General features: G+C 65.7%; 10 protein-coding genes. 5 read left to right on the forward strand and 5 right to left on the reverse strand.

Annotated elements, in window-relative coordinates; genetic code table 11:
- The first annotated feature begins 33 nt into the window (after window positions 1–33).
- Together ACKY0X_RS20175 and ACKY0X_RS20180 are read left to right on the forward strand one after the other, a co-directional pair.
- Window positions 34–1,122 carry a 2Fe-2S iron-sulfur cluster-binding protein gene (locus tag ACKY0X_RS20175; protein ID WP_409429713.1) on the forward strand — a complete coding sequence of 363 codons (1,089 nt, stop codon included), beginning with the start codon at window positions 34–36 and terminating at the stop codon, window positions 1,120–1,122.
- A gap of 23 nt (window positions 1,123–1,145) precedes the next feature.
- On the forward strand, window positions 1,146–1,703 hold the full coding sequence (locus ACKY0X_RS20180; protein WP_409427442.1) for a hypothetical protein: 558 nt from the start codon (window positions 1,146–1,148) through the stop codon (window positions 1,701–1,703).
- A gap of 19 nt (window positions 1,704–1,722) precedes the next feature.
- Here ACKY0X_RS20180 and ACKY0X_RS20185 read toward each other — a convergent pair whose 3' ends face one another.
- The 4 genes from ACKY0X_RS20185 to glgX all read right to left on the reverse strand — a co-directional run bounded on the left by ACKY0X_RS20185 (window position 1,723) and on the right by glgX (window position 12,254).
- Window positions 1,723–5,862, reverse strand: coding sequence for a molybdopterin-dependent oxidoreductase (locus tag ACKY0X_RS20185; protein WP_409427443.1), 4,140 nt, complete (start codon window positions 5,860–5,862; stop codon window positions 1,723–1,725).
- A gap of 154 nt (window positions 5,863–6,016) precedes the next feature.
- Entirely contained in the window at window positions 6,017–7,759 is a 1,743-nt protein-coding gene (gene treZ / locus ACKY0X_RS20190) for a malto-oligosyltrehalose trehalohydrolase (protein WP_409427444.1), read from the reverse strand.
- Window positions 7,752–10,049 (reverse strand): malto-oligosyltrehalose synthase, encoded by a 2,298-nt coding sequence (gene treY / locus ACKY0X_RS20195; RefSeq protein WP_409427445.1) that lies wholly within the window; start codon window positions 10,047–10,049, stop codon window positions 7,752–7,754. Before treY ends, treZ begins: the two co-directional genes overlap by 8 nt.
- A 3-nt stretch (window positions 10,050–10,052) precedes the next feature.
- Window positions 10,053–12,254 carry a glycogen debranching protein GlgX gene (glgX, locus tag ACKY0X_RS20200; RefSeq protein ID WP_409427446.1) on the reverse strand — a complete coding sequence of 734 codons (2,202 nt, stop codon included), beginning with the start codon at window positions 12,252–12,254 and terminating at the stop codon, window positions 10,053–10,055.
- A gap of 153 nt (window positions 12,255–12,407) precedes the next feature.
- On the opposite strand from glgX, the gene malQ reads away from it, so the two are divergent.
- Genes malQ through ACKY0X_RS20215 form a run of 3 tightly spaced genes read left to right on the forward strand, consistent with a single transcriptional unit; the run spans window position 12,408 to window position 17,605 of the window.
- The gene (gene malQ, locus ACKY0X_RS20205; protein WP_409427447.1) at window positions 12,408–14,405 is read left to right on the forward strand and encodes a 4-alpha-glucanotransferase; all 1,998 of its coding nucleotides are present in this window, start codon (window positions 12,408–12,410) and stop codon (window positions 14,403–14,405) included.
- Between the two features lie 30 nt (window positions 14,406–14,435).
- Window positions 14,436–16,256: a maltose alpha-D-glucosyltransferase gene (gene treS, locus ACKY0X_RS20210; RefSeq protein WP_409427448.1), complete on the forward strand. Its 1,821-nt coding sequence runs from the start codon at window positions 14,436–14,438 to the stop codon at window positions 16,254–16,256.
- Window positions 16,253–17,605: a maltokinase N-terminal cap-like domain-containing protein gene (locus ACKY0X_RS20215; RefSeq protein WP_409427449.1), complete on the forward strand. Its 1,353-nt coding sequence runs from the start codon at window positions 16,253–16,255 to the stop codon at window positions 17,603–17,605. Before treS ends, ACKY0X_RS20215 begins: the two co-directional genes overlap by 4 nt.
- Here ACKY0X_RS20215 and glgB read toward each other — a convergent pair.
- Window positions 17,598–19,796: a 1,4-alpha-glucan branching protein GlgB gene (gene glgB, locus ACKY0X_RS20220; RefSeq protein ID WP_409427450.1), complete on the reverse strand. Its 2,199-nt coding sequence runs from the start codon at window positions 19,794–19,796 to the stop codon at window positions 17,598–17,600. The two genes, ACKY0X_RS20215 and glgB, sit on opposite strands and share 8 nt — an antisense overlap.
- Between the last annotated feature and the right edge of the window lie 3 nt (window positions 19,797–19,799).

Here is a 19,799-nt window from a genome sequence, read left to right on the forward strand (position 1 = left end):
GTTCTAGTTATGACCGAAGATGAAGGGCGGCCCGTGACGGAGACCATTCCGGACGAACCACTCGGCAGTCACGTGCTGGAACTGCAGATCACCGAAGTCGTCACCGAGACCGACGACGCACGCTCGCTCGTGTTCGGCGTGCCAGACGGGCCGGACGACCCGGAGATCCCCGAGCAACGGTTGAAGTACTCGCCGGGCCAGTTCCTGACGCTGCGAATCCCCAGCGACCAGACCGGCTCGGTGGCCCGCTGCTACTCGCTGTGCAGTTCGCCGTTCACCGACAACTCGCTGGCGGTCACCGTCAAGCGGACCGCCGACGGCTACGCATCGAACTGGCTGTGCGACAACGCCCACCCCGGCATGCGCATCCACGTGCTGGCGCCCTCAGGCACCTTTGTGCCGAAGTCCCTGGACACCGACTTTCTGCTGCTGGCCGCCGGCAGCGGGATCACCCCGATGATGGCGATCTGCAAATCGGCGCTGTCGCAGGGCAGCGGCAAGGTGGTCTTGGTCTACGCCAACCGCGATGAGCGGTCGGTGATCTTCGGCGCCGCGCTGCGCGAGCTGGTCGAGAAGTACCCCGACCGGCTGACGGTCGTGCACTGGCTGGAAACGGTGCAGGGCCTGCCCAGCCGCGCCGCGTTGGCCCAGCTGGCCGCCCCCTACACCGACCGTCAGGTCTTCATCTGCGGGCCCGGACCGTTCATGCAGGCCGCCCGCGAAGCACTGGATGTCTGCAAGGTGCCGGCCGAGCAGGTCCACCTCGAGGTGTTCAAGTCACTGGACAGCGACCCGTTCGCCGCGGTCAAGATCGCCGACGCACCCGAAGGCGAGCAGGCCGCCGCGCCGGCCACCGTCGTCGTCGAGCTGGACGGCGAGAAGCATGAGCTGGAGTGGCCGCGGCACGTCAAGCTGCTCGACCTGCTGCTCGACAAGGGCCTCGACGCCCCGTTCTCCTGCCGGGAGGGGCACTGTGGCGCCTGCGCCTGCGAGCTCAAGAAGGGCAAGGTCTCCATGGAGATCAACGATGTGCTGGAGCCCCAGGACCTGGCCGAAGGGCTGATCCTGGCGTGCCAAGCACATCCCGAGACCGATTCGGTGGAAGTGACCTACGACGAGTGATGTCCGGTCTAAGTTGGTGCGACATGAAGCGGTTGCTGATGATCCCGGCAGCCTTGACGTTGTTGGCGGCGCTGATCCCGGCCGCGACCGCGTCGGCGGCCAGTGACACCAAGACCTCGTTGTTCCCGGTGAACGAATTCGACCAGCTGCAGACCCACAGCTTTGTCGACTGCAGCGCTCCGCCGCTGTGCCGTTTCACCGTCGGGGTACAACGGCAGACTCCGGACGGAATGGCCGGGTTCCCGCCCGATCTGTGGGCCCGCCAGAGCACCGAAATCCGCTCGTCGAAGCGCACCGCCTATCTGGATGTGCACACCGACGGCGGTGAGGGTTGGTTCAAGGACCGCGGCGGCCCTGGTACCAAGGTGTTCAAGGACGGCACCGGCGCGGTGATCCAGTCGATGTACTACGGCGAGGGCCCGCCGGAGAAATACCAGACCAACGGCAGCATCGACGTCCTGGAATACTCCACCGGCCGTCCCAAGACCGACGCCAACGTGATCGTCTGCACCCACGTGCAAGTGGTCTACGCCGGGGTCAACCTGACCACGCCGTCCACCTGCGCCCAGACCGTGTTCTGACCCCCCCAGGCACAGGCACTCAGTACACGTCGCGCTGATAGCGACCGGCGGACGACAACGCCCGCACATGGGCTTTCGCGGCGTCGCGCGCGAGCAGCCCATGTCGCGCGGCGATATCGCAGATCGCGCGGTCGACTTCCTTGGCCATCTGGCTGGCATCGCCGCACACGTACAGGTGTGCGCCGTCCTGCAACCACTCCCACACTTCGGCGCCGCGCGCGCGAAGCAGGTCTTGTACGTAGACCTTCTCGGGCTGATCGCGGGAGAACGCCAGATCGAGTTCGGTCAGAAAACCGCTGGCGTGCATGTCCCTGAGCTCGTCGCGGTAGTAGAAATCGGTGGCGGCATTGCGTTCGCCGAAGAACAACCAGTTCCGCCCACGGTGCCCGAGCGCGCGGCGCTGCTGCAGGAAGCTGCGGAAGGGTGCGACGCCGGTACCCGGCCCGATCATGATCATTGGTGCGTTGGGGTCTGCCGGCGGCCGGAAATGGTTGGTGGACTGCACGAATATATCGATCTCGGCGTCGTCGCTTCGATCCGCCAGATATGTCGAGCACACCCCGCCGCGCGGCGCTCCCCGACACTCGTAGCGCACCGCGCCTACCGTTACGTGCACCTCTCCGGGGTTGTCGACGCATGCCGACGAAATCGAGTACATCCGCGGTGTCAACGGTTTGAGCACACCCAGCCAGTCGTCGACGGTGGCCCGGATCGGGATTGCGGCCAGCACATCCACCGACTGACGGCCCCACATCCAATCCGACAGCGCAGCCTTGTTCTCCGGCCGCAACAGGTCGACGAGCTCGTGATCTTGGCTGCGCTGCGCCACAAACCGCAGCAAATCACCGGTGATACGGGCGATTTCGAATCGCTCGATTAGCGCCTGCCGCAACGGCATCGAACCGTGCTCGGCAAGCTCGTGCATGCCGTCGAGGCCGGTCACCGTCAGCCACTCGTCCACCAGCGCAGCGCTGTTGCGTGGCCACACCCCGAGTGCATCACCGGCCTGATAGCTCAGCGTCGCTTCGGGAAGTGCGAACACCAACTGCCGCACCTCCTTCGTCGAACCCGGGCCGCTGAGCACGGTGTTACGCACCAGCCTGGTGCGCAGCGGGTTCTTCCTGCTGTAGCGGCCCGGTTGGATCGACGAGCGGGCCGCTACGGGGGCCGCAACCTCTGCCACAGCCGGAGTCGGCACGGCGCTCAGGGCCCCGCGCAGCGTTGCGAACCATTCGTCGACGGCGTCGTCGTAATCGGGCTCGCAGTCGACACGGTCCAGGATTCGGGTAGCGCCGAGTTCGGCCAGCCGGGTGTCGAGTTTGCGCCCGTAACCACAGAAGTCGTCGTAGTTGGAGTCGCCCAGCGCCAACACGGCATAGCGGGTATCGGTCAGTTGGGGTGTCCCGTCGGCGGACAACTCCTCCCATAGAACGGCCCCATTGTCGGGCGGGTCACCGTCACCGGTGGTGCTGGAGACCACGATCAGCTGCCGGGTTTCCGACAGGCAAGTCACCGGGAAGTCGTTCATCGTGTGCAACGCAACCGGCAGGCCGGCCTCGCCGAGGTGGGCCGCGCAGCGGGCCGCCACCTCCTCGGCATTGCCGGTCTGCGAGGCCCACAACACCACGATTGACTCATGCCGCGCCCCGTCGGCCTGAGGCCGGCTCGCCGGCGTGGGGTGCCGGGAGTACAGCCCGGCCAGCAGGCCATCGACCCATATTCGGGTGGCCGGTGCCAGCGGGGCATTGGCCGGCACCGTCGGCACACCGGTTGCGCTGCGCCCCGCCTCGGTGCGAAGTGCGGTCAGCAATCCACTCAGATAGATGCGCTCCATGGGAGCGAATGAGGGCACGGTGGTCACGGATTCCCCACTGAGCCCGAATAATTCGATAAGGGTGTCGACCCGGTCCAGGCCGGTCGCCCCGGACAGCGGCATACCGGGCGCTTCCAGTTCGAGCGGCGATTCGACAACCACCTTGGCCAAGGTCACCGCGCACGCCTTGTACTCCGGTTGTTGCGATGTCGGGTCGACGGCGTCATTGGTGACGGCGTTGATCGACAGGTACTCACCGAACGCGTCATTCCAGTGGAACGGTGCGAAGCAGTTTCCCGGACGCACCCGGTCGGTGACCACCGCCGGCAGCACGGCCCGGCCCCGGCGCGAGGCGATCTCCACCGGGTCGTCGTCGACGATGCCCAGCCGGGCCGCGTCGTCGGGGTGGATCTCCACGAACGGACCCGGGTTGAGCTTGTTGAGCTTGGCGACCTTTCCGGTCTTGGTCATGGTGTGCCACTGATGCGGTAGCCGCCCGGTGTTGAGCAGGAACGGATAGTCGTCATCGGGCATCTCGTCGGGCAGCAGGTGCGGGCGGGCGAAGAAGACCGCTCGGCCGGACTCGGTCGCGAACGCCAACCGCGGCACGCTGCCGTCCTCGCGGACCAGCTGCGTCTGACTGGCCCCGTCGTTGAGGTAGCGGATGGGGTGGCGGTTCTGCGAGTTCTCCGGCGGGCACGGCCACTGGATCGGTGTCTGACGCAATCGCTCGTAGGTGATGCCGCGTAGGTCGTAGCCGGTCTTGGGATTAGCGAATCTTTTGATCTCTTCGAACACGTCTTCGGCGCTCGAGTAGTCGAACGCCTTGGCGTATCCCATTTCTGCCGCGACTCGGGCGATGATCTGCCAGTCCGGCAGCGATTGGCCTACCGGGTCGAGCGCCTGTTGAAAGAGCGTGAGATTGCGCTCGGAGTTGACCATCACTCCGTCGCACTCGCTCCACAGCGCCGCCGGCAGCAGCACGTCGGCGTAGGCGCTGGTCTCGGTCTCGGCGAACGCATCCTGAGCGATCACCAGCTCGGTCCGTTCCAGCCCTTCCAGCACGGTTTTCCGATTCGCCACTGTCGCAACCGGGTTGGTGCAGATGATCCAGCACGCCTTGATCTGGCCAGCTGCCATCCGAGAGAACATGTCGATGGTGCCGGCGCCCACCTCGGTGCGCAGCGAGCCGCGCGGGATACCCCAGATGTCCTCGACGAATTCGCGGTCCTCGGCGCAGACGACGCTGCGCTGGCCAGGCAGGCCCGGACCCATATAGCCCATTTCCCGGCCACCCATCGCATTGGGTTGGCCGGTCAGGGAGAACGGTCCACTGCCGGTCTTGCAGATGGCCCCGGTGGCCAGGTGCAGGTTGCAGATGGCGTTGGTGTTCCAGGTTCCGTGGGTGCTTTGGTTGAGCCCCATTGTCCAGCAGCTCATCCAGTTGCCCGCCTCGCCGATCCATGCTGCGGCAGTGCGAATGTCGGCTTCGGGGATTCCGGTGAGCTCAGCCACCGCCGCCGGCGTGAATTGCTCAAGGAAGCTGGGCATGAGCTCCCAGCCCTGCGTGTATTCGGCGATGAACTCGTCGTCGGTGTGGCCATTCGCGACGATCAGATGCAGCAGACCGTTGAGCAGCGCCAGATCTGTTCCGGGCGCGATCTGCAAGAACAGGTCGGCCTTCTCGGCGGTAGCACTGCGGCGGGGATCGACGACGATCAGCTTGGCGCCGGCCTTGACGCGGTCCATCATCCGCAGGAACAGAATCGGGTGGCAGTCGGCCATATTCGCGCCGATCACGAAGAACACGTCGGCGTGATCGAAGTCCTGATAGGAGCCGGGCGGCCCGTCGGCGCCGAGTGACTGTTTGTAGCCGCTGCCCGCGCTGGCCATACACAGCCGCGAGTTGGACTCGATCTGGTTGGTGCCGATAAAGCCCTTAGCGAGCTTGTTCGCCAGGTACTGCGCCTCGGTGGACATCTGCCCGGAGACGTAGAGCGCCACGGCGTCGGGCCCGTGCTCGTCGATGATCGCCCGCAGCCGGCTGGCGCAGTGGGTGATGGCGGTATCGATGTCGGTCGGTTCGACGGGCTCGTCGCGGCCGGGCCGCATGAATGCCGACTCCATTCGGCCGGGCGCGGCAAGCAGATCCGCGGTGGTGGCGCCCTTGGTGCACACCCGCCCGAAGTTGGTCGGATGAGACTGGTCACCGATGGATTTGGCTACCCGGCGGCGCCCGGTGGCCGCATCGGTTTCGACCTGCAGCACCATGCCGCATCCGACCCCGCAGTAGGCACAGAGGGTGGAGACGGCCACTGGACGCTGGGAGTCGTCTTGCGCCGGCATGGAAGGTCACCTCCTGCGGTTGCGGGCCTTGCCGCCACCCTGCCGCGCGCAGGTTTCAAGATCATTTCGGGACCATTACCACGCGTTGCGATATTCCAGCAGGGCGCCGACCGCGCGTGATGCCGCCGCCAACCGCGAGAAACTGTTGCCTGAATCACTTCCCGGCCAAGGGCTTGCGGGCCGGACGCAGAACCGCGACCGAATGCCCCGGCAACAGTGTGGCTTCGCTCTCAATCCGCGGTGATCCCCAAGCCAGTACCAGCTCGCCGTAGACCGGCACACTCACCGTGTCCTCGCTGAGATTGCAGACGACCAGCAGCGGGCCGCGGTACATGGCGATCCATCGCCGGTCCTCGTCGTAGTCGATCACGAGCTGGCTCAACCAGGGGCCGGCCGGATCAATTTCAGTGCGTAGCCCGATCAGTGCCTTGTAGAGGCGCAGCAGCTGCAGGTGGTGTTGCTCCTCGAGCTCACGCCAGGCCAGCTTGGACCGCTGGAAGGTTTGCAGATCCTGCGGGTCGGGGATCTCGTCGGCATTCCAGCCGTGCTCGGCGAACTCGGCCTTGCGGCCTTCGGCGGTGGCGCGCGCCACCTGCGGGTCCTCGTGTGACGTGAAGAATTGGAAAGGCGTGAGCGCGCCCCACTCCTCCCCCATGAAAAGCATGGCGGTGTAAGGCGACAGCAGTACCAGTGCAGCCTTAATCGCGAGTTGCCCGGCCGTCAGGTACTGCGATGGGCGGTCACCGAGCGCTCGGTTGCCGACCTGATCGTGGGTGCACGTGTAGGCCAGCAGGCGGGTAGCCGGAATCTGCGAGAGCGGCAACGGCCGACCGTGACGCCGGCGGCGAAACGAGGAGTACGTGGCCGCATGAAAAAAACCGTGACGCAAGGTGGTGGCCAAGGTGGCCATGCTGCCGAAGTCGGCGTAATAACCCTGCCGCTCACCCGATACCGCGGTGTGGATGGCGTGGTGGATGTCGTCATCCCATTGCGCGGTGATCCCGTAACCACCGTCTTCGCGACGGGTGATGGTGCGGGGATCATTACGGTCGCTTTCCGCGACGAGCGCCAGCGGACGACCCAACTCCGCGGCAAGCGCGTCGGTTTCGGCCGACAGCTCTTCGAGAATATTGATCGCTGTGGTGTCCACCAGCGCGTGCACGGCATCCAGCCGCAGGCCATCGACGTGGAAGACCCGCATCCAGCGCAGAGCACAGTCGATGATGTAGCGGCGCACTTCGTCGGAGTCCGGGCCATCGATGTTGATGGCGTTGCCCCACGGGTTACGCGCGTCCGACAGGTACGGGCCGAAGCGGGGAAGGTAATTCCCGGACGGCCCAAGGTGGTTGAACACGGCATCGATCAGTACCCCCAGGCCCCGGGCGTGGCAGGCATCGACAAAGCGCGCCAACCCATTCGGGCCACCGTAGGGCTCATGCACGGCGTACCACAGCACACCGTCGTATCCCCAGCCGTGCACGCCGGAAAAGGCGTTGACCGGCATCAGTTCTACGAAATCGACGCCCAGATCGACCAGGTGATCCAGCTTGTCGATGGCGGAATCGAAGGTGCCCGCGGCCGTGAATGTGCCGACGTGCAGTTCATAGATCACCGCACCTTCGACTGACCTGCCCACCCAGTCGTCGTCGGTCCAGGTCAGGCTGGCCTCGTCCCACACCGCCGACCGGGCGTGCACGCCGTCGGGCTGGCGGGCCGACCGCGGATCCGGGAGAACCTGCGGGTCGTCATCGAGCAGATAGCCGTACCGGGTATCGGGCGCTACGTCGAGCGTCGTTCGCCACCACCCATCAGCCGAACGGGTCATCGGGTGCGCCACGCCGTCGACATCGAGGCCGACAACGGCCGGTTTTGGTGCCCAGACGGCAAAGTCAGTCATCGACACGCTCCAGCAGCACAACCGGTAGTTCGGCGAACAACTCGACGGCCCGGGCCGGTCCGCTGTGCCGGGCGCCGGAAAGGGCGTCGGACCAGGTACCGGGAGGCAGCGCGACAACCGTATCGCCCCATCCGGTGCCCTGCAGGCGCACCGTCCACCGGCTGACCGCCACCACCACGTCATCGCCCCGACGGAAGGCCACGACATGTTCTGACGCCGGTCCTGACGCCAACACCGGGTGGTGGCCGCCGTGTAGGAAGGTGTCGGGACGGGCTCGCCGCATCTGCAATGCCGCAGCGACCACCCGCATTTTCGGGTGATGCAAGGACTCCAGCGCCGCCCGGCGCACGTCGTAGTCGACCGGCCGCCGATTGTCCGGGTCGACCAAACTGTCATCGCAGAGCTCGGTGCCCTGATAGACGTCCGGGACGCCGGGGACGGTCAAGGACAGCAGTTTCTGGCCCACGATGTCACTTTCGACATGCGGAGCGAGTTCGGCGGCGAACTCGGTCAGTTCCTGAGCGATAGGGCCATCCAGTATGTCGTCGAGCCACCGGTGCAGCGCTCCCTCGAACTCTGCGTCGGGATCGTGCCACGATGTGCGCCGCTCCGCCTCGCGAGCCGCCTTTTCGGCATAGGCGTGCAGTCGCTCGCGCAGCGCGGCGGTCACCTGACCATCGAGTGGCCACACACCGAAGATGTTCTGCCACAGGAAAAGTCCGGTTGCCAGATCGCGTGAGGGCGCCGTGGATTCCCAACGGGCCACGAACTCCGCCCACAGCGACGGCACCTGCGACAACACGCCGATGCGCGCCCGCACGTCCTCGCCGCGTTTGGTGTCGTGGGTGGACAGCGTGATCATTGTGTGCGGCCAGCGTTGCGACCGGGTGGCGGCCCGGTGATGAAACTCGGCCGAACCCACACCGAAATACTGTGGATTGCCGCCGACCTCGTTGAGCGACACCAGTCTGGCGTCCCGGTAGAACACGCAGTCTTCGGTTGCCTTGGCGGTCACCGCTCCGCACAGCTGCTGCAGGCGTGCGGCGGTTTCGCCACCGTCGGCGATCGCTGCGGCGAGCAGTGCAAGCGGTTCGTCGAGTTCCGGCCGCTGCGCATGCGTGCGTGCCAGCGCCACGGGCAATAACGCCGCCAACCCGCGATAGTCGCTGCGATAGACACCGATGTGCCCGAGCAAGGCCGCTATGGCGTCGGGCAACAGTGGGTGATCGGCCCCGGTAGCGCTGACCACGCACCGGCACAACCGTGCCAGCTCGCTGCCCAGCGTCTCAGCAGCCGCGATCTCCTTCTGCTCGGCCAGCAGGGCCGGCATCGCGCGATAGTCGACCCCGGCGGTCTCGCACAACTCGGTCAGCGCGGGCTCACCGTTCGGGTCGATGAACAGCCCGCCGATCTCCCGCAGGGCGTCGTACCCGGTGGAGCCGGCCACCGGCAGGCTTGGATCAAGCGACTCGTCCACGGCCAGAATCTTTTCGACGACGATCCACGCGTCAGGTCCGACCAGCGCACGCAGCCGGTTCAAATACCCCTGCGGATCCGACAGTCCGTCCGGGTGATCGACCCGCACGCCATCGATAATTCCAGCGTCGAACCAGCGCGCCAGCTCGACATGCCAGGCATCGAAGACCTCCCGATCCTCTTGACGCAAGCCGGCCAGCGACGTGATCGAAAAGAAGCGGCGGTATCCGCAGCTGCCGTTACGCCAGCCGACCAGACGATAGTGCTGGCGATCGTGGACTTGGGCGCCGCTGCCGGCGCCGGTTCCGGGTGCGATCGGAAACACCAGATCCCCCAGACGCAGTGACTCGCCGTCGACGGCCAGGTCGGCGACATCGTCATCAGATCCCAGTACCGGCAGAATGATTCGGCCGTCACCGAGGTTCCAATCGATGTCGAAGAATGCGGCGTACCGCGAGGAACGGCCGTGCTCCAACACATCCCACCACCACGGGTTCTGCTCCGGCCTTTGCACCCCGACATGATTGGGCACGATGTCGACGATCAGACCGATCCCGCGGGCACGTGCCGCCGCCGACAGCCGCGCCAAACCCGGCGCTCCGCCCAGTTCGGCAGAGACCGTAGTCGGATCGACGACGTCATAACCGTGCGTCGATCCGTGCACCGCGGTCATGATCGGCGAGAGGTAAAGGTGCGAAATGCCAAGGGCATCGAAATAGTCGAGTAGTTTCTCGGCGTCGGCGAAGGTGAATGCGAAACCGCTGTCTGCGCCCCGCAGCTGTAACCGGTATGTGGACAGCACCGGGCGGGCCATGCGTTAGCGCACTTTCCGCAGGACGAGCAGCGAACGCCCGGGAACAGGCAGCACACCCCCGGCCTGCGCACCCTGCTCAGCCCGGGACGTCGGCTCCGCGGTGTCCAATTCTTTCGTCCATTCTTCGGCGTAATCCTTGCCAGGAACGGCGAACTCGACCGTCTCCTCGTGCGCATTGAAACACAGCAGGAACGAGTCATCCACCACCCGCTGGCCGCGCATGTCAGGTTCGCGGATCGCCTCGCCGTTGAGGAAGACCATGATGCACTTGTCGAAGCCGTTGTCCCAATCGTCTTGGCTCATCTCCTGACCGGCGGGGGTGAACCACGCGATGTCGCCGATCTCGTCTTCGTGGCGTACCGGGCGGCCCTCGAAGAATCGGCGACGGCGAAACACCGGATGCTCCTTGCGAAGCTGCGTCACGTGCCGGGCGAAGGCCAGCAGATCGGCATTGGTGTCGGCCAGCGACCAATCCATCCAGGCGAGATCGGAGTCCTGACAGTAGGTGTTGTTGTTGCCCTGCTGAGTACGTCCCAGCTCATCACCGTGCGCGATCATCGGCGTGCCTTGGGACAGCAGCAGGGTGGCCAGGATATTGCGCATCTGCCGGGCCCGCAGTTCCTGCACTTCCGGATCGTCGGTGGGGCCTTCCACGCCGCAGTTCCACGACCGGTTGTGACTCTCACCGTCGGAGTTGTCGTCGCCGTTAGCCTCGTTGTGCTTCTCGTTGTAGGAGACCAGGTCGCGCAGCGTGAATCCATCGTGGGCCACGACGAAGTTGATGCTGGCACCCGGCCGGCGCCCGGTGGCCTCGTAGAGGTCCGACGAGCCGGTGAGCCGTGAGGCGAACTCCCCCAACGTCTCCGGTTCGCCGCGCCAATAATCGCGCACGGTGTCCCGGTATTTTCCGTTCCATTCGGTCCACAGGCCCGGAAAATTGCCGACCTGATAACCGCCCTCGCCGACGTCCCACGGCTCGGCGATCAGTTTGACCTGGCTGACCACCGGGTCCTGCTGGATCAGGTCGAAGAACGCCGAAAGGCGGTCCACATCATAGAATTCGCGGGCCAAGGTCGACGCCAGATCGAAGCGGAACCCGTCGACGTGCATCTCGGTCACCCAGTACCGCAGTGAGTCCATGATCAGCTGCAGTGCGTGCGGATTGCGCGCATTGAGGCTGTTGCCCGTTCCGGTGTAGTCCATATACATGCTTCGGTCATCGTCGACGAGCCGGTAGTAGGCGGCGTTGTCGATGCCCCGGAAGTTGATGGTCGGGCCCAGGTGGTTGCCTTCGGCGGTGTGGTTGTAAACCACATCCAGGATCACCTCGATCCCGGCTTCGTGGAAGGTGCGCACCATGGCCTTGAATTCCGCGACCGCCGCCCCCGGCTGCCGGTTTGCCGCGTACTGGCTGTGCGGGGCGAAGAACCCGAAAGTGTTGTAGCCCCAATAGTTCCGCAGGCCCATCCGAAGCAAGCGGTCGTCGTGCATGAACTGGTGTACCGGCATCAGCTCGACAGCAGTGACATTGAGCGCCCGCAGGTGGTCGATGACCACCGGGTGAGCCAGACCAGCGTAGGTGCCCCGCATTTCCTCGGGGATGTCCGGATGCGTCTGCGTCATACCCTTGACGTGGGTCTCGTAGATGATCGTCTCGTTGTAGGGAGTCTTCGGCGGCCGATCGGTTGCCCAGTCGAAGTACGGGTTGATCACCACGCTGGTCATGGTGTGCCCGAGCGAGTCGACCCTCGGCAGCGTCTCGTCCCGCGGCGGATCGCCTCCGGCCGCCATGTCGTAGGAGAACAGCGCCTGGTCGAAGTCGAAATCACCGGTGAACGCCCTGCCGTAGGGGTCCAGCAACAGTTTGCTGGAATCACAGCGATGTCCGGCCGGCGGGTCGAACGGCCCGTGCACCCGAAAGCCGTAGTTCTGTCCCGGCGACACCGTCGGCAGGTAGGCGTGCCAGACGTAGCCGTCCACCTCGTCGAGCGGTACGCAGGTCTGGTCACCGTCCTCGTCGATCAGGCACAGATCGACCCGCTCGGCGATCTCCGAGAAAAGGGCGAAGTTGGTTCCCCCACCGTCGTAGCTGGCCCCGAGCGGGGCGCTGTTGCCCGGCCAGACGGTGTGCGACACAGGCGGGGGCTCCGCTGAATCCCTGGCCGCCGCCGTGACCACCCTCGCCGGATTTCGGGTAGTGCCCATACTCGCCCAATCTCGTCACGACATCCGATTCCACGTGCCTTCGCCGAGGGTGGCTACCCGCCTGCCGGGCGGTCAAACTATCGCCGGCTACGACACTACGGTTCGGTTCGCAAGGGGAGTTGAAATGCGCCCCAGGCGGGTATAGGCGTTGTCGTGGCGCCCGATGACCTACGCCGGCTGGCAGCGGCGCACGGCGTAGCCACCGCCTATCGCAACGAACGGCGCGAGTTGGTGCAGGTGGATGCCGACGTCGTGATCCAGATCCTGCGGCTGCTCGAAGTCGAAGCAGGCAGCGACGCCGATCGTCGTCGCGAGTTGGTCAGGCTGGACGAACGCGAGCGTGCGGAGGTTTCGGCTCCGACGCTCGCCGTGCGGCTGACCGGGAGTCCCCTACCGTTCTCCGGGGCCGCCACTCTGGTGAGCGAAGACGGCGAGCGCACCGTGGTGAGTGAGGAGCTGCCCGCCGATCTGTCGCCGGGCTGGTATCAACTTCAGCTGCGTGGTGGCCAGGAAGTCACGCTGGTGGCGGCGCCCGCCCGGGTCCCGCAGGCCCCGGCAACCTGGGGATGGATGCTGCAGCTCTACGCGTTGCGGTCCGCCCGATCCTGGGGCATCGGCGACCTGTCAGACCTGCGGGATTGGGTGGCCTGGACAGCCGCCGAGCACGGCGCCGGGGCGGTGCTGCTCAATCCGCTGCACGCACCGGGGCCGACGCATCCGGTGCAGCCGTCACCGTATACGCCGTCCAGCCGTCGGTTCGCCAACCCGCTGGCACTGCGCATCGAAGACCTCGACGCCTACCGCCGGTGCGACCCGGACACCCGTTCGGAAGTCGACGCGCTGCGAGTTGCCGCGGACACCATGCAGATCGACTACGACCTGGTCTGGGCGGCCAAACGCGCGGCCCTGGAGTTGCTCTGGCGTGCCGAAGGGCGCCCCTGCCCCCTCGACGAGTCGTCGCGATCCCGGGCGTTGCGCGACTGGGCTACTTACTGCGCGCTGGCCGAACGCCATGGCGGTCGATGGTCGAGTTGGCCCGCGCCGCTGCACGACGCAACCGGCGTCGCGGTGGCAGCCGCACGGCTCGAGCTCGCGCCGCGGGTGGCGTTTCATGCCTGGGTGCAGCAGCGCTGTGTGGAGCAGCTGCTTGCGGTACAGCGCGCCGCCAAAGACTCGGGCATGGCGCTGGGCGTGCTGCACGACCTGGCAGTCGGCGTCGACGGCGACGGCGCCGATGCGTGGGCCCTGGCCGACGTCCTGGCCGTTGAGGCCAGTGTCGGCGCGCCCCCGGATACGTTCAGCCCTCGTGGGCAGGATTGGTCTCTACCGCCTTGGCGGCCGGACCGCTTGGCGGACACCGGCTACCAGGCGGTGCGCGACATGCTGCGAGCCGTCCTGGCCCACGCCGACGGTGTGCGCATCGATCACGTCGCCGGCCTGTGGCGGCTGTGGTGGATCCCGCCTGGCGAGAGCCCCGATCGGGGCACCTACGTCCACTACGACGCCGACGTCATGCTGGCGGTGCTGGCACTGGAGGCACATCGCGCCAACGCCGTGGTCATCGGCGAGGACCTGGGCACCGTCGAACCGGAAGTCACCCGTGCACTGGCCGACAACGGAATGCTGGGGTGCGCGGTCTCCTGGTTCACCCGTGACGAATCGAAACCCGGCCCGCCCCTGCTCCCGCCGTCGACGTGGCCGTCGCGAGTGGCTGCCAGCATCTCCACCCATGATCTGCCCACCGCAGCTGGATTCTTCCGCGGCGAGCACGTACGGGCACGCGCCGAGCTGGGTCTGCTCGACGACGTGGCGGCCGCCCAAGTCGCCGCCGAGCAGCAGCGAGCCGAATGGCTCGCCCTGCTGCGCTCGGAAGGTTTCCTCGAACAAGACGGCATGACCCCGGAAGAGCCGCAGATCATCGATGCCATGCACCGCTTCCTGGCGGCCACCCCGAGCCGGCTGAAACTCGTCTCGCCCTACGACGTGCTGGCCGAACCTTGTCAGCCCAACCTGCCCGGCACCGTCGATCAGTATCCGAACTGGCGTCTGCCCCTGCCGGAGTCCCTTGAGCAGGTGCAGACCGATCCGAGGATCGCCCGCACCGCGGCGATCTTCTCGCACGATCGAGGTCACCAATCGTCTGCCAGGTAATCACGTCCGGAATGGGGTACATGTCGAGATATGGCCATCGACGCTGACGACGAATCTGGTCAGGACCTCGACCCCGGGGCGGGCAGCCATGTCGAGGACGGCATCGTCGAGCACCCGAGCGCCGACGACTTCGGCGACGCCGCGGCCCTGCCCGCGGATCCCGTCTGGTTCAAGCGGGCGGTGTTCTACGAGGTGCTGGTCCGGGCGTTCTACGACTCCAACGGGGACGGCATCGGCGACCTGCGGGGCCTGACCGAGCAGCTGGACTATCTGCAGTGGCTCGGCGTCGACTGTCTGTGGCTGCCGCCGTTCTACGACTCGCCGCTGCGCGACGGCGGCTATGACATCCGGGATTTCTACAAGGTGCTGCCGGAGTTCGGCACGGTCGATGACTTCGTCGAACTGCTCGACGCGGCGCACCGGCGCGGCATCCGGGTCATCACGGACCTGGTGATGAACCACACCTCCGACAGCCACCCCTGGTTTCAACAGTCGCGGCAAGACCCGGACGGCCCCCACGGCGACTACTACGTGTGGAGTGACACCAGCGAACGGTACGCCGATGCCCGAATCATCTTCGTCGACACCGAGGAGTCCAACTGGACGTTCGACGCGGTACGCAAGCAGTTCTATTGGCACCGGTTCTTCTCCCACCAGCCCGACCTGAACTATGACAACCCGGCGGTGCAAGAGGCCATGATCGACGTGCTGCGGTTCTGGCTGAACCTCGGCATCGACGGGTTTCGTTTGGACGCGGTGCCATACCTGTTCGAAAGAGAGGGCACCAACTGCGAAAACCTGCCCGAGACACACGATTTCCTGAAACGCTGCCGCAAGGTCGTCGACGACGAGTTCCCCGGCAGGGTTCTGCTGGCCGAAGCCAATCAATGGCCCACAGATGTGGTCGAATATTTCGGCAACCCCGACACCGGCGGCGATGAATGCCACATGGCATTCCACTTCCCGCTGATGCCACGCATTTTCATGGCGGTGCGGCGCGAGTCACGCTTCCCGATCTCGGAGATCATGGCGCAGACGCCACCGATACCCCACCTGGCGCAATGGGGAATCTTCCTGCGTAACCACGACGAACTGACCCTGGAGATGGTCACCGACGACGAGCGCGACTACATGTACGCCGAATACGCGAAAGACCCGCGGATGAAGGCGAATGTGGGAATCCGGCGCCGGCTGGCCCCACTGCTGGACAAGGACCGCAACCAGATCGAACTGTTCACCGCCCTATTGCTGTCGCTACCCGGATCCCCGATCCTCTACTACGGTGACGAGATTGGGATGGGCGACATCATCTGGCTGGGCGACCGCGACGCGGTGCGCACCCCGATGCAGTGGACGCCCGACCGCAACGCGGGCTTCTCCACCGCCAACCCCGGCCGCCTGTACCTGCCGCCCATTCAAGACGCGGTCTACGGCCATCAGTCCGTCAACGTCGAATCGCAACGCGACACCTCCACATCGTTGCTCAACTGGACCCGCACCATGCTCGCCATTCGACGCCGGTATGAAGCCTTCGCCCTCGGCGGGTTCCGCGAACTGGGCGGGTCCAATCCGTCGGTGCTGGCCTACGTACGGGAGATGGTGCGAGAGACCTCCGGCGGCGACGGGAGCGTCCAGAGCGACACCGTCTTATGCGTCAACAACCTGTCCCGGTTCCCCCAACCGATCGAATTGAACCTGCAGCACTGGGACGGCCACATACCGGTGGAACTCACCGGTTCGGTGGAGTTTCCGCGAATCGGAAAACTGCCCTACCTACTCACGCTGCCCGGGCACGGCTTCTACTGGTTTCAGCTCTGCGAGCCACGCGAGCCGAGGGAGGACATGTCATGACTGGTGGCATCGGTGAACCAGCGGGCTTGCCGTGGGCGGAATGGCTGCCGACCCGACGCTGGTACGCGGGCCGGAATAGGCAACTGGCGCAGGCAGCTCCCTTCCTCGTAGTGGAGTTGGGGGGCGGACTGCAGCTGGTACTGATCGACGTCGGCTACACCGACGGCACCGGCGATCGGTACCAGGTGATAGTCAGCTGGGACGTGGACCTGGCACCGGAGTACGCCCAGATCGCGACGATCGGAACCCACGGGGGGCATACCGCCTCCGACGCACTCTATGACGCTGCGGCAACCCGAGTGTTGTTGTCACTGATCGATTCGTCAGCCCAGCGGGGCGACGTCACCTTCACGCCGGAGCCGGGGGTGACGCTGCCGGTCCGCGCCGAGTCGCGCGTATCGGAAGCCGAGCAGAGCAACACCAGCGTCATCGTCGAGGAAAAAGTGGTCCTCAAGGTGTTCCGGCGAATCAGAGATGGGATCAACCCCGACATCGAACTCAACGCAGTGCTGGGCCGGGCCGCGAACCCCCACGTGCCGCGACTGTTCGGCTCCTACCAGATTGAGTTGCCGGGCAACTCTGGCGTGCTGCCCTACGCGCTGGGCATGGTCAGCGAATACGCGATGAACTCCGCCGAAGGCTGGGCGATGGCCACCGCGAGCGTGCGCGACCTGTTCGCCGAAGCCGATCTGTACGCCTACGAAGTGGGCGGCGACTTCGCCGGTGAGTCGTACCGACTCGGCGAGGCTGTCGCATCGGTGCACCGGTCACTTGCCGACAGCTTGGGGACTTCGCAGACGGTCTTCCCCGCTGAAGCGCTGTTGTCGCGGTTGACGGCGACCGCAGACACCGTGCCCGAAGTACGCCCCCATCTGTCCGCTATCGAAGAGCGATTCGCCGCGCTCGCCGGCGAGACCATCACGGTGCAACGAGTCCACGGCGACCTGCATCTGGGCCAGGTGCTGCGCACCCCGAGCGGTTGGCTGCTGATCGACTTCGAAGGCGAACCCGGCGCACCGTTGTCGGAACGTCGCAAGCCCGACTCGCCGCTGCGCGACGTCGCCGGCGTACTGCGGTCCTACGAGTACGCCGCGTACGGGAAACTGGCGGATCTGTCGCGCGACGGCCAAGACCGGCAACTGGCCACCCGCGCCCGCGAGTGGCTGGACCGCTGTCGCAGCGCCTTCTGTGAGGGCTACGGGGCGGAATCCGGTACCGACCCGCGTGATAGCGCAGCGCTGCTGGCCGCCTACGAGTTGGACAAGGCGGTCTACGAGGCCGGCTACGAGTCCCGGCACCGGCCCGCCTGGCTACCGATACCGCTGCGGGCGCTGAGTCGACTCAGCTAGCGGGTTCCAGCCACAACGCCGACAGTGGCGGCAGCACCAGCACCGCGGAGGCCGGGCGCCCGTGACGTGGCTCGTCGACGGCGTCCACACCACCGAAATTGCCTACGCCGCCACCGTTGTAATCGACGGCATCGGTATTGAGTATCTCGCGCCACCGGCCCGCGAACGGCAGGCCGAGGTGGTAGTCGGTATGGGCCACACCGGAGAAGTTGAACACCGCCGCGAGAACTGACCCGTCCGAGGCGTAACGCAGGAAACTCAGCACATTATTGGCGGAGTCGTTGGCGTCGATCCAGGAATAGCCGGCCGGGTTGAAGTCTTCGCTCCACAGCGCGGGACGGCTGCGGTAGACGGAATTGAGATCGCGTGCCAGGCACTGAATTCCCGCAGAGAACCCCGGCGAGTCGAGCTGGAACCAGTCCAACCCGCGTTCCTCGGACCATTCGGCACGCTGGCCGAACTCCTGGCCCATGAACAGCAGCTGCTTTCCGGGATGCGCCCACTGATAGGCCAACAGACTGCGCACCCCGGCCGCCTTGACATGGTCGTCGCCGGGCATGCGGCTCCACAACGTGCCCTTGCCGTGCACCACTTCGTCATGGCTGATCGGCAGTACGAAGTTCTCGCTGTAGGCGTAGAGCATCGAGAAGGTCATCTCGTGGTGATGATAGGAGCGGTGCACCGGATCGTGGCCGAGATAGGCGAGGGTGTCGTGCATCCAGCCCATGTTCCACTTCATCGAAAAACCCAGCCCGCCAAGGCTGGTCGGCCTGGACACACCGGGCCACGACGTCGATTCCTCGGCGATGGTCACGATACCGAGCGCCGATTTATGTGCGGTGGCGTTCATCTCCTGCAGGAACTGCACCGCCTCCAGGTTCTCGCGACCGCCGTAGACGTTGGGCGTCCACCCGCCCTGGGGTCGCGAGTAGTCCAGGTAGAGCATCGATGCGACGGCGTCCACTCGTAGCCCATCGATGTGGTATTCCAGCAGCCAGTACAGCGCATTGGCCACCAGAAAGTTGCGCACCTCGGGTCGGCCGAAGTCGAACACGTATGTTCCCCAGTCGAGTTGCTCGCCGCGTCGCGGATCAGCGTGCTCGTACAACGGGGTGCCGTCGAACCGGCCCAACGCCCAGGCATCTTTCGGAAAATGCGCCGGCACCCAGTCCACAATGACGCCGATGCCGGCGCGGTGCAGCGCGTCGACCAAGTAACGGAAATCGTCGGGTGTGCCGAAACGCGCGGTCGGCGCATAGTACGAGGTGACCTGGTAGCCCCACGATCCGCCGAACGGGTGCTCGGCAACCGGTAGCAGCTCGATGTGGGTGAACCCTTGCTCCACAACGTAGTCCGTCAGTTCAGTGGCAAGCTGCCGGTAGCTCAGCCCAGGTCGCCAGGACCCAAGGTGCACTTCGTAGATGCTCATCGCTTCGAACGCCGGATTCGCGGTGGCCCGCCGATTCATCCAGTCACTGTCGCTCCAGGTGTAGCGACTGGTAGTGACGCGTGAAGCGGTGTGCGGCGGGGTTTCGGCCGCAAACGCCATCGGGTCAGCCCTCTCGGTGACCAGATCGTCTGCGCCGTGAACCCGGAACTTGTACAGGCCATCGGTCGGAAACCCCGGCCAGAACAGTTCCCACACACCGGAAGAGCCGAGTGCCCGCATGGGCGCTCCGATACCATCCCAGCCGGTGACGTCACTGATCAACCCGATTCCCTTGGCATTGGGCGCCCACACCGCGAACGACACCCCGGTCACCGTCCCGTCTGGAGTGGTGAACGTGCGCGGATGAGCACCGAGGACCTCCCACAGCCGTTCGTGGCGCCCCTCGCCGAACAGGTGCAGGTCGATCTCGCCCAGCGTCGGCAGAAAGCGATACCCGTCGGCCACCACGTGCGGTTCCGCGGCGCCCGGATAGTCGATCTGCAACCGATAGTCGATCAGGCCCGCGAAGGGCAGTGTCGCGGCAAACAACCCGTCGCCCAGGTGTTGCATCGGGATCCGGTCACCGCCCACCAGAACCGCCATGGCACTCGCGCCGGGGCGCAGGGCTCGGATCACGGTGCGTTCACCGTTGTCATGGGCGCCGAGGATCGCATGCGGGTCGTAGTGCACACCGGACATCAACCGATCGAGGTCCTCGGGGCGCACCTGAAGCCCGCTGGGCGGGTGTTTGATTCGGGTCATCGG

The organism is Mycobacterium sp. SMC-11 (assembly GCF_046250095.1).
Lineage (GTDB): Bacteria > Actinomycetota > Actinomycetes > Mycobacteriales > Mycobacteriaceae > Mycobacterium > Mycobacterium heraklionense_A.

Coding starts and splice junctions, on each gene's coding strand:
- ACKY0X_RS20180 (WP_409427442.1), top strand. CDS start 1,146: ATGAAGCGGTTGCTGATGATCCCGGCAGCCTTGACGTTGTTGGCGGCG.
- ACKY0X_RS20185 (WP_409427443.1), bottom strand. CDS start 5,862: ATGCCGGCGCAAGACGACTCCCAGCGTCCAGTGGCCGTCTCCACCCTC.
- treZ (WP_409427444.1), bottom strand. CDS start 7,759: ATGACTGACTTTGCCGTCTGGGCACCAAAACCGGCCGTTGTCGGCCTC.
- treY (WP_409427445.1), bottom strand. CDS start 10,049: ATGGCCCGCCCGGTGCTGTCCACATACCGGTTACAGCTGCGGGGCGCA.
- glgX (WP_409427446.1), bottom strand. CDS start 12,254: ATGGGCACTACCCGAAATCCGGCGAGGGTGGTCACGGCGGCGGCCAGG.
- treS (WP_409427448.1), top strand. CDS start 14,436: ATGGCCATCGACGCTGACGACGAATCTGGTCAGGACCTCGACCCCGGG.
- ACKY0X_RS20215 (WP_409427449.1), top strand. CDS start 16,253: ATGACTGGTGGCATCGGTGAACCAGCGGGCTTGCCGTGGGCGGAATGG.
- glgB (WP_409427450.1), bottom strand. CDS start 19,796: ATGACCCGAATCAAACACCCGCCCAGCGGGCTTCAGGTGCGCCCCGAG.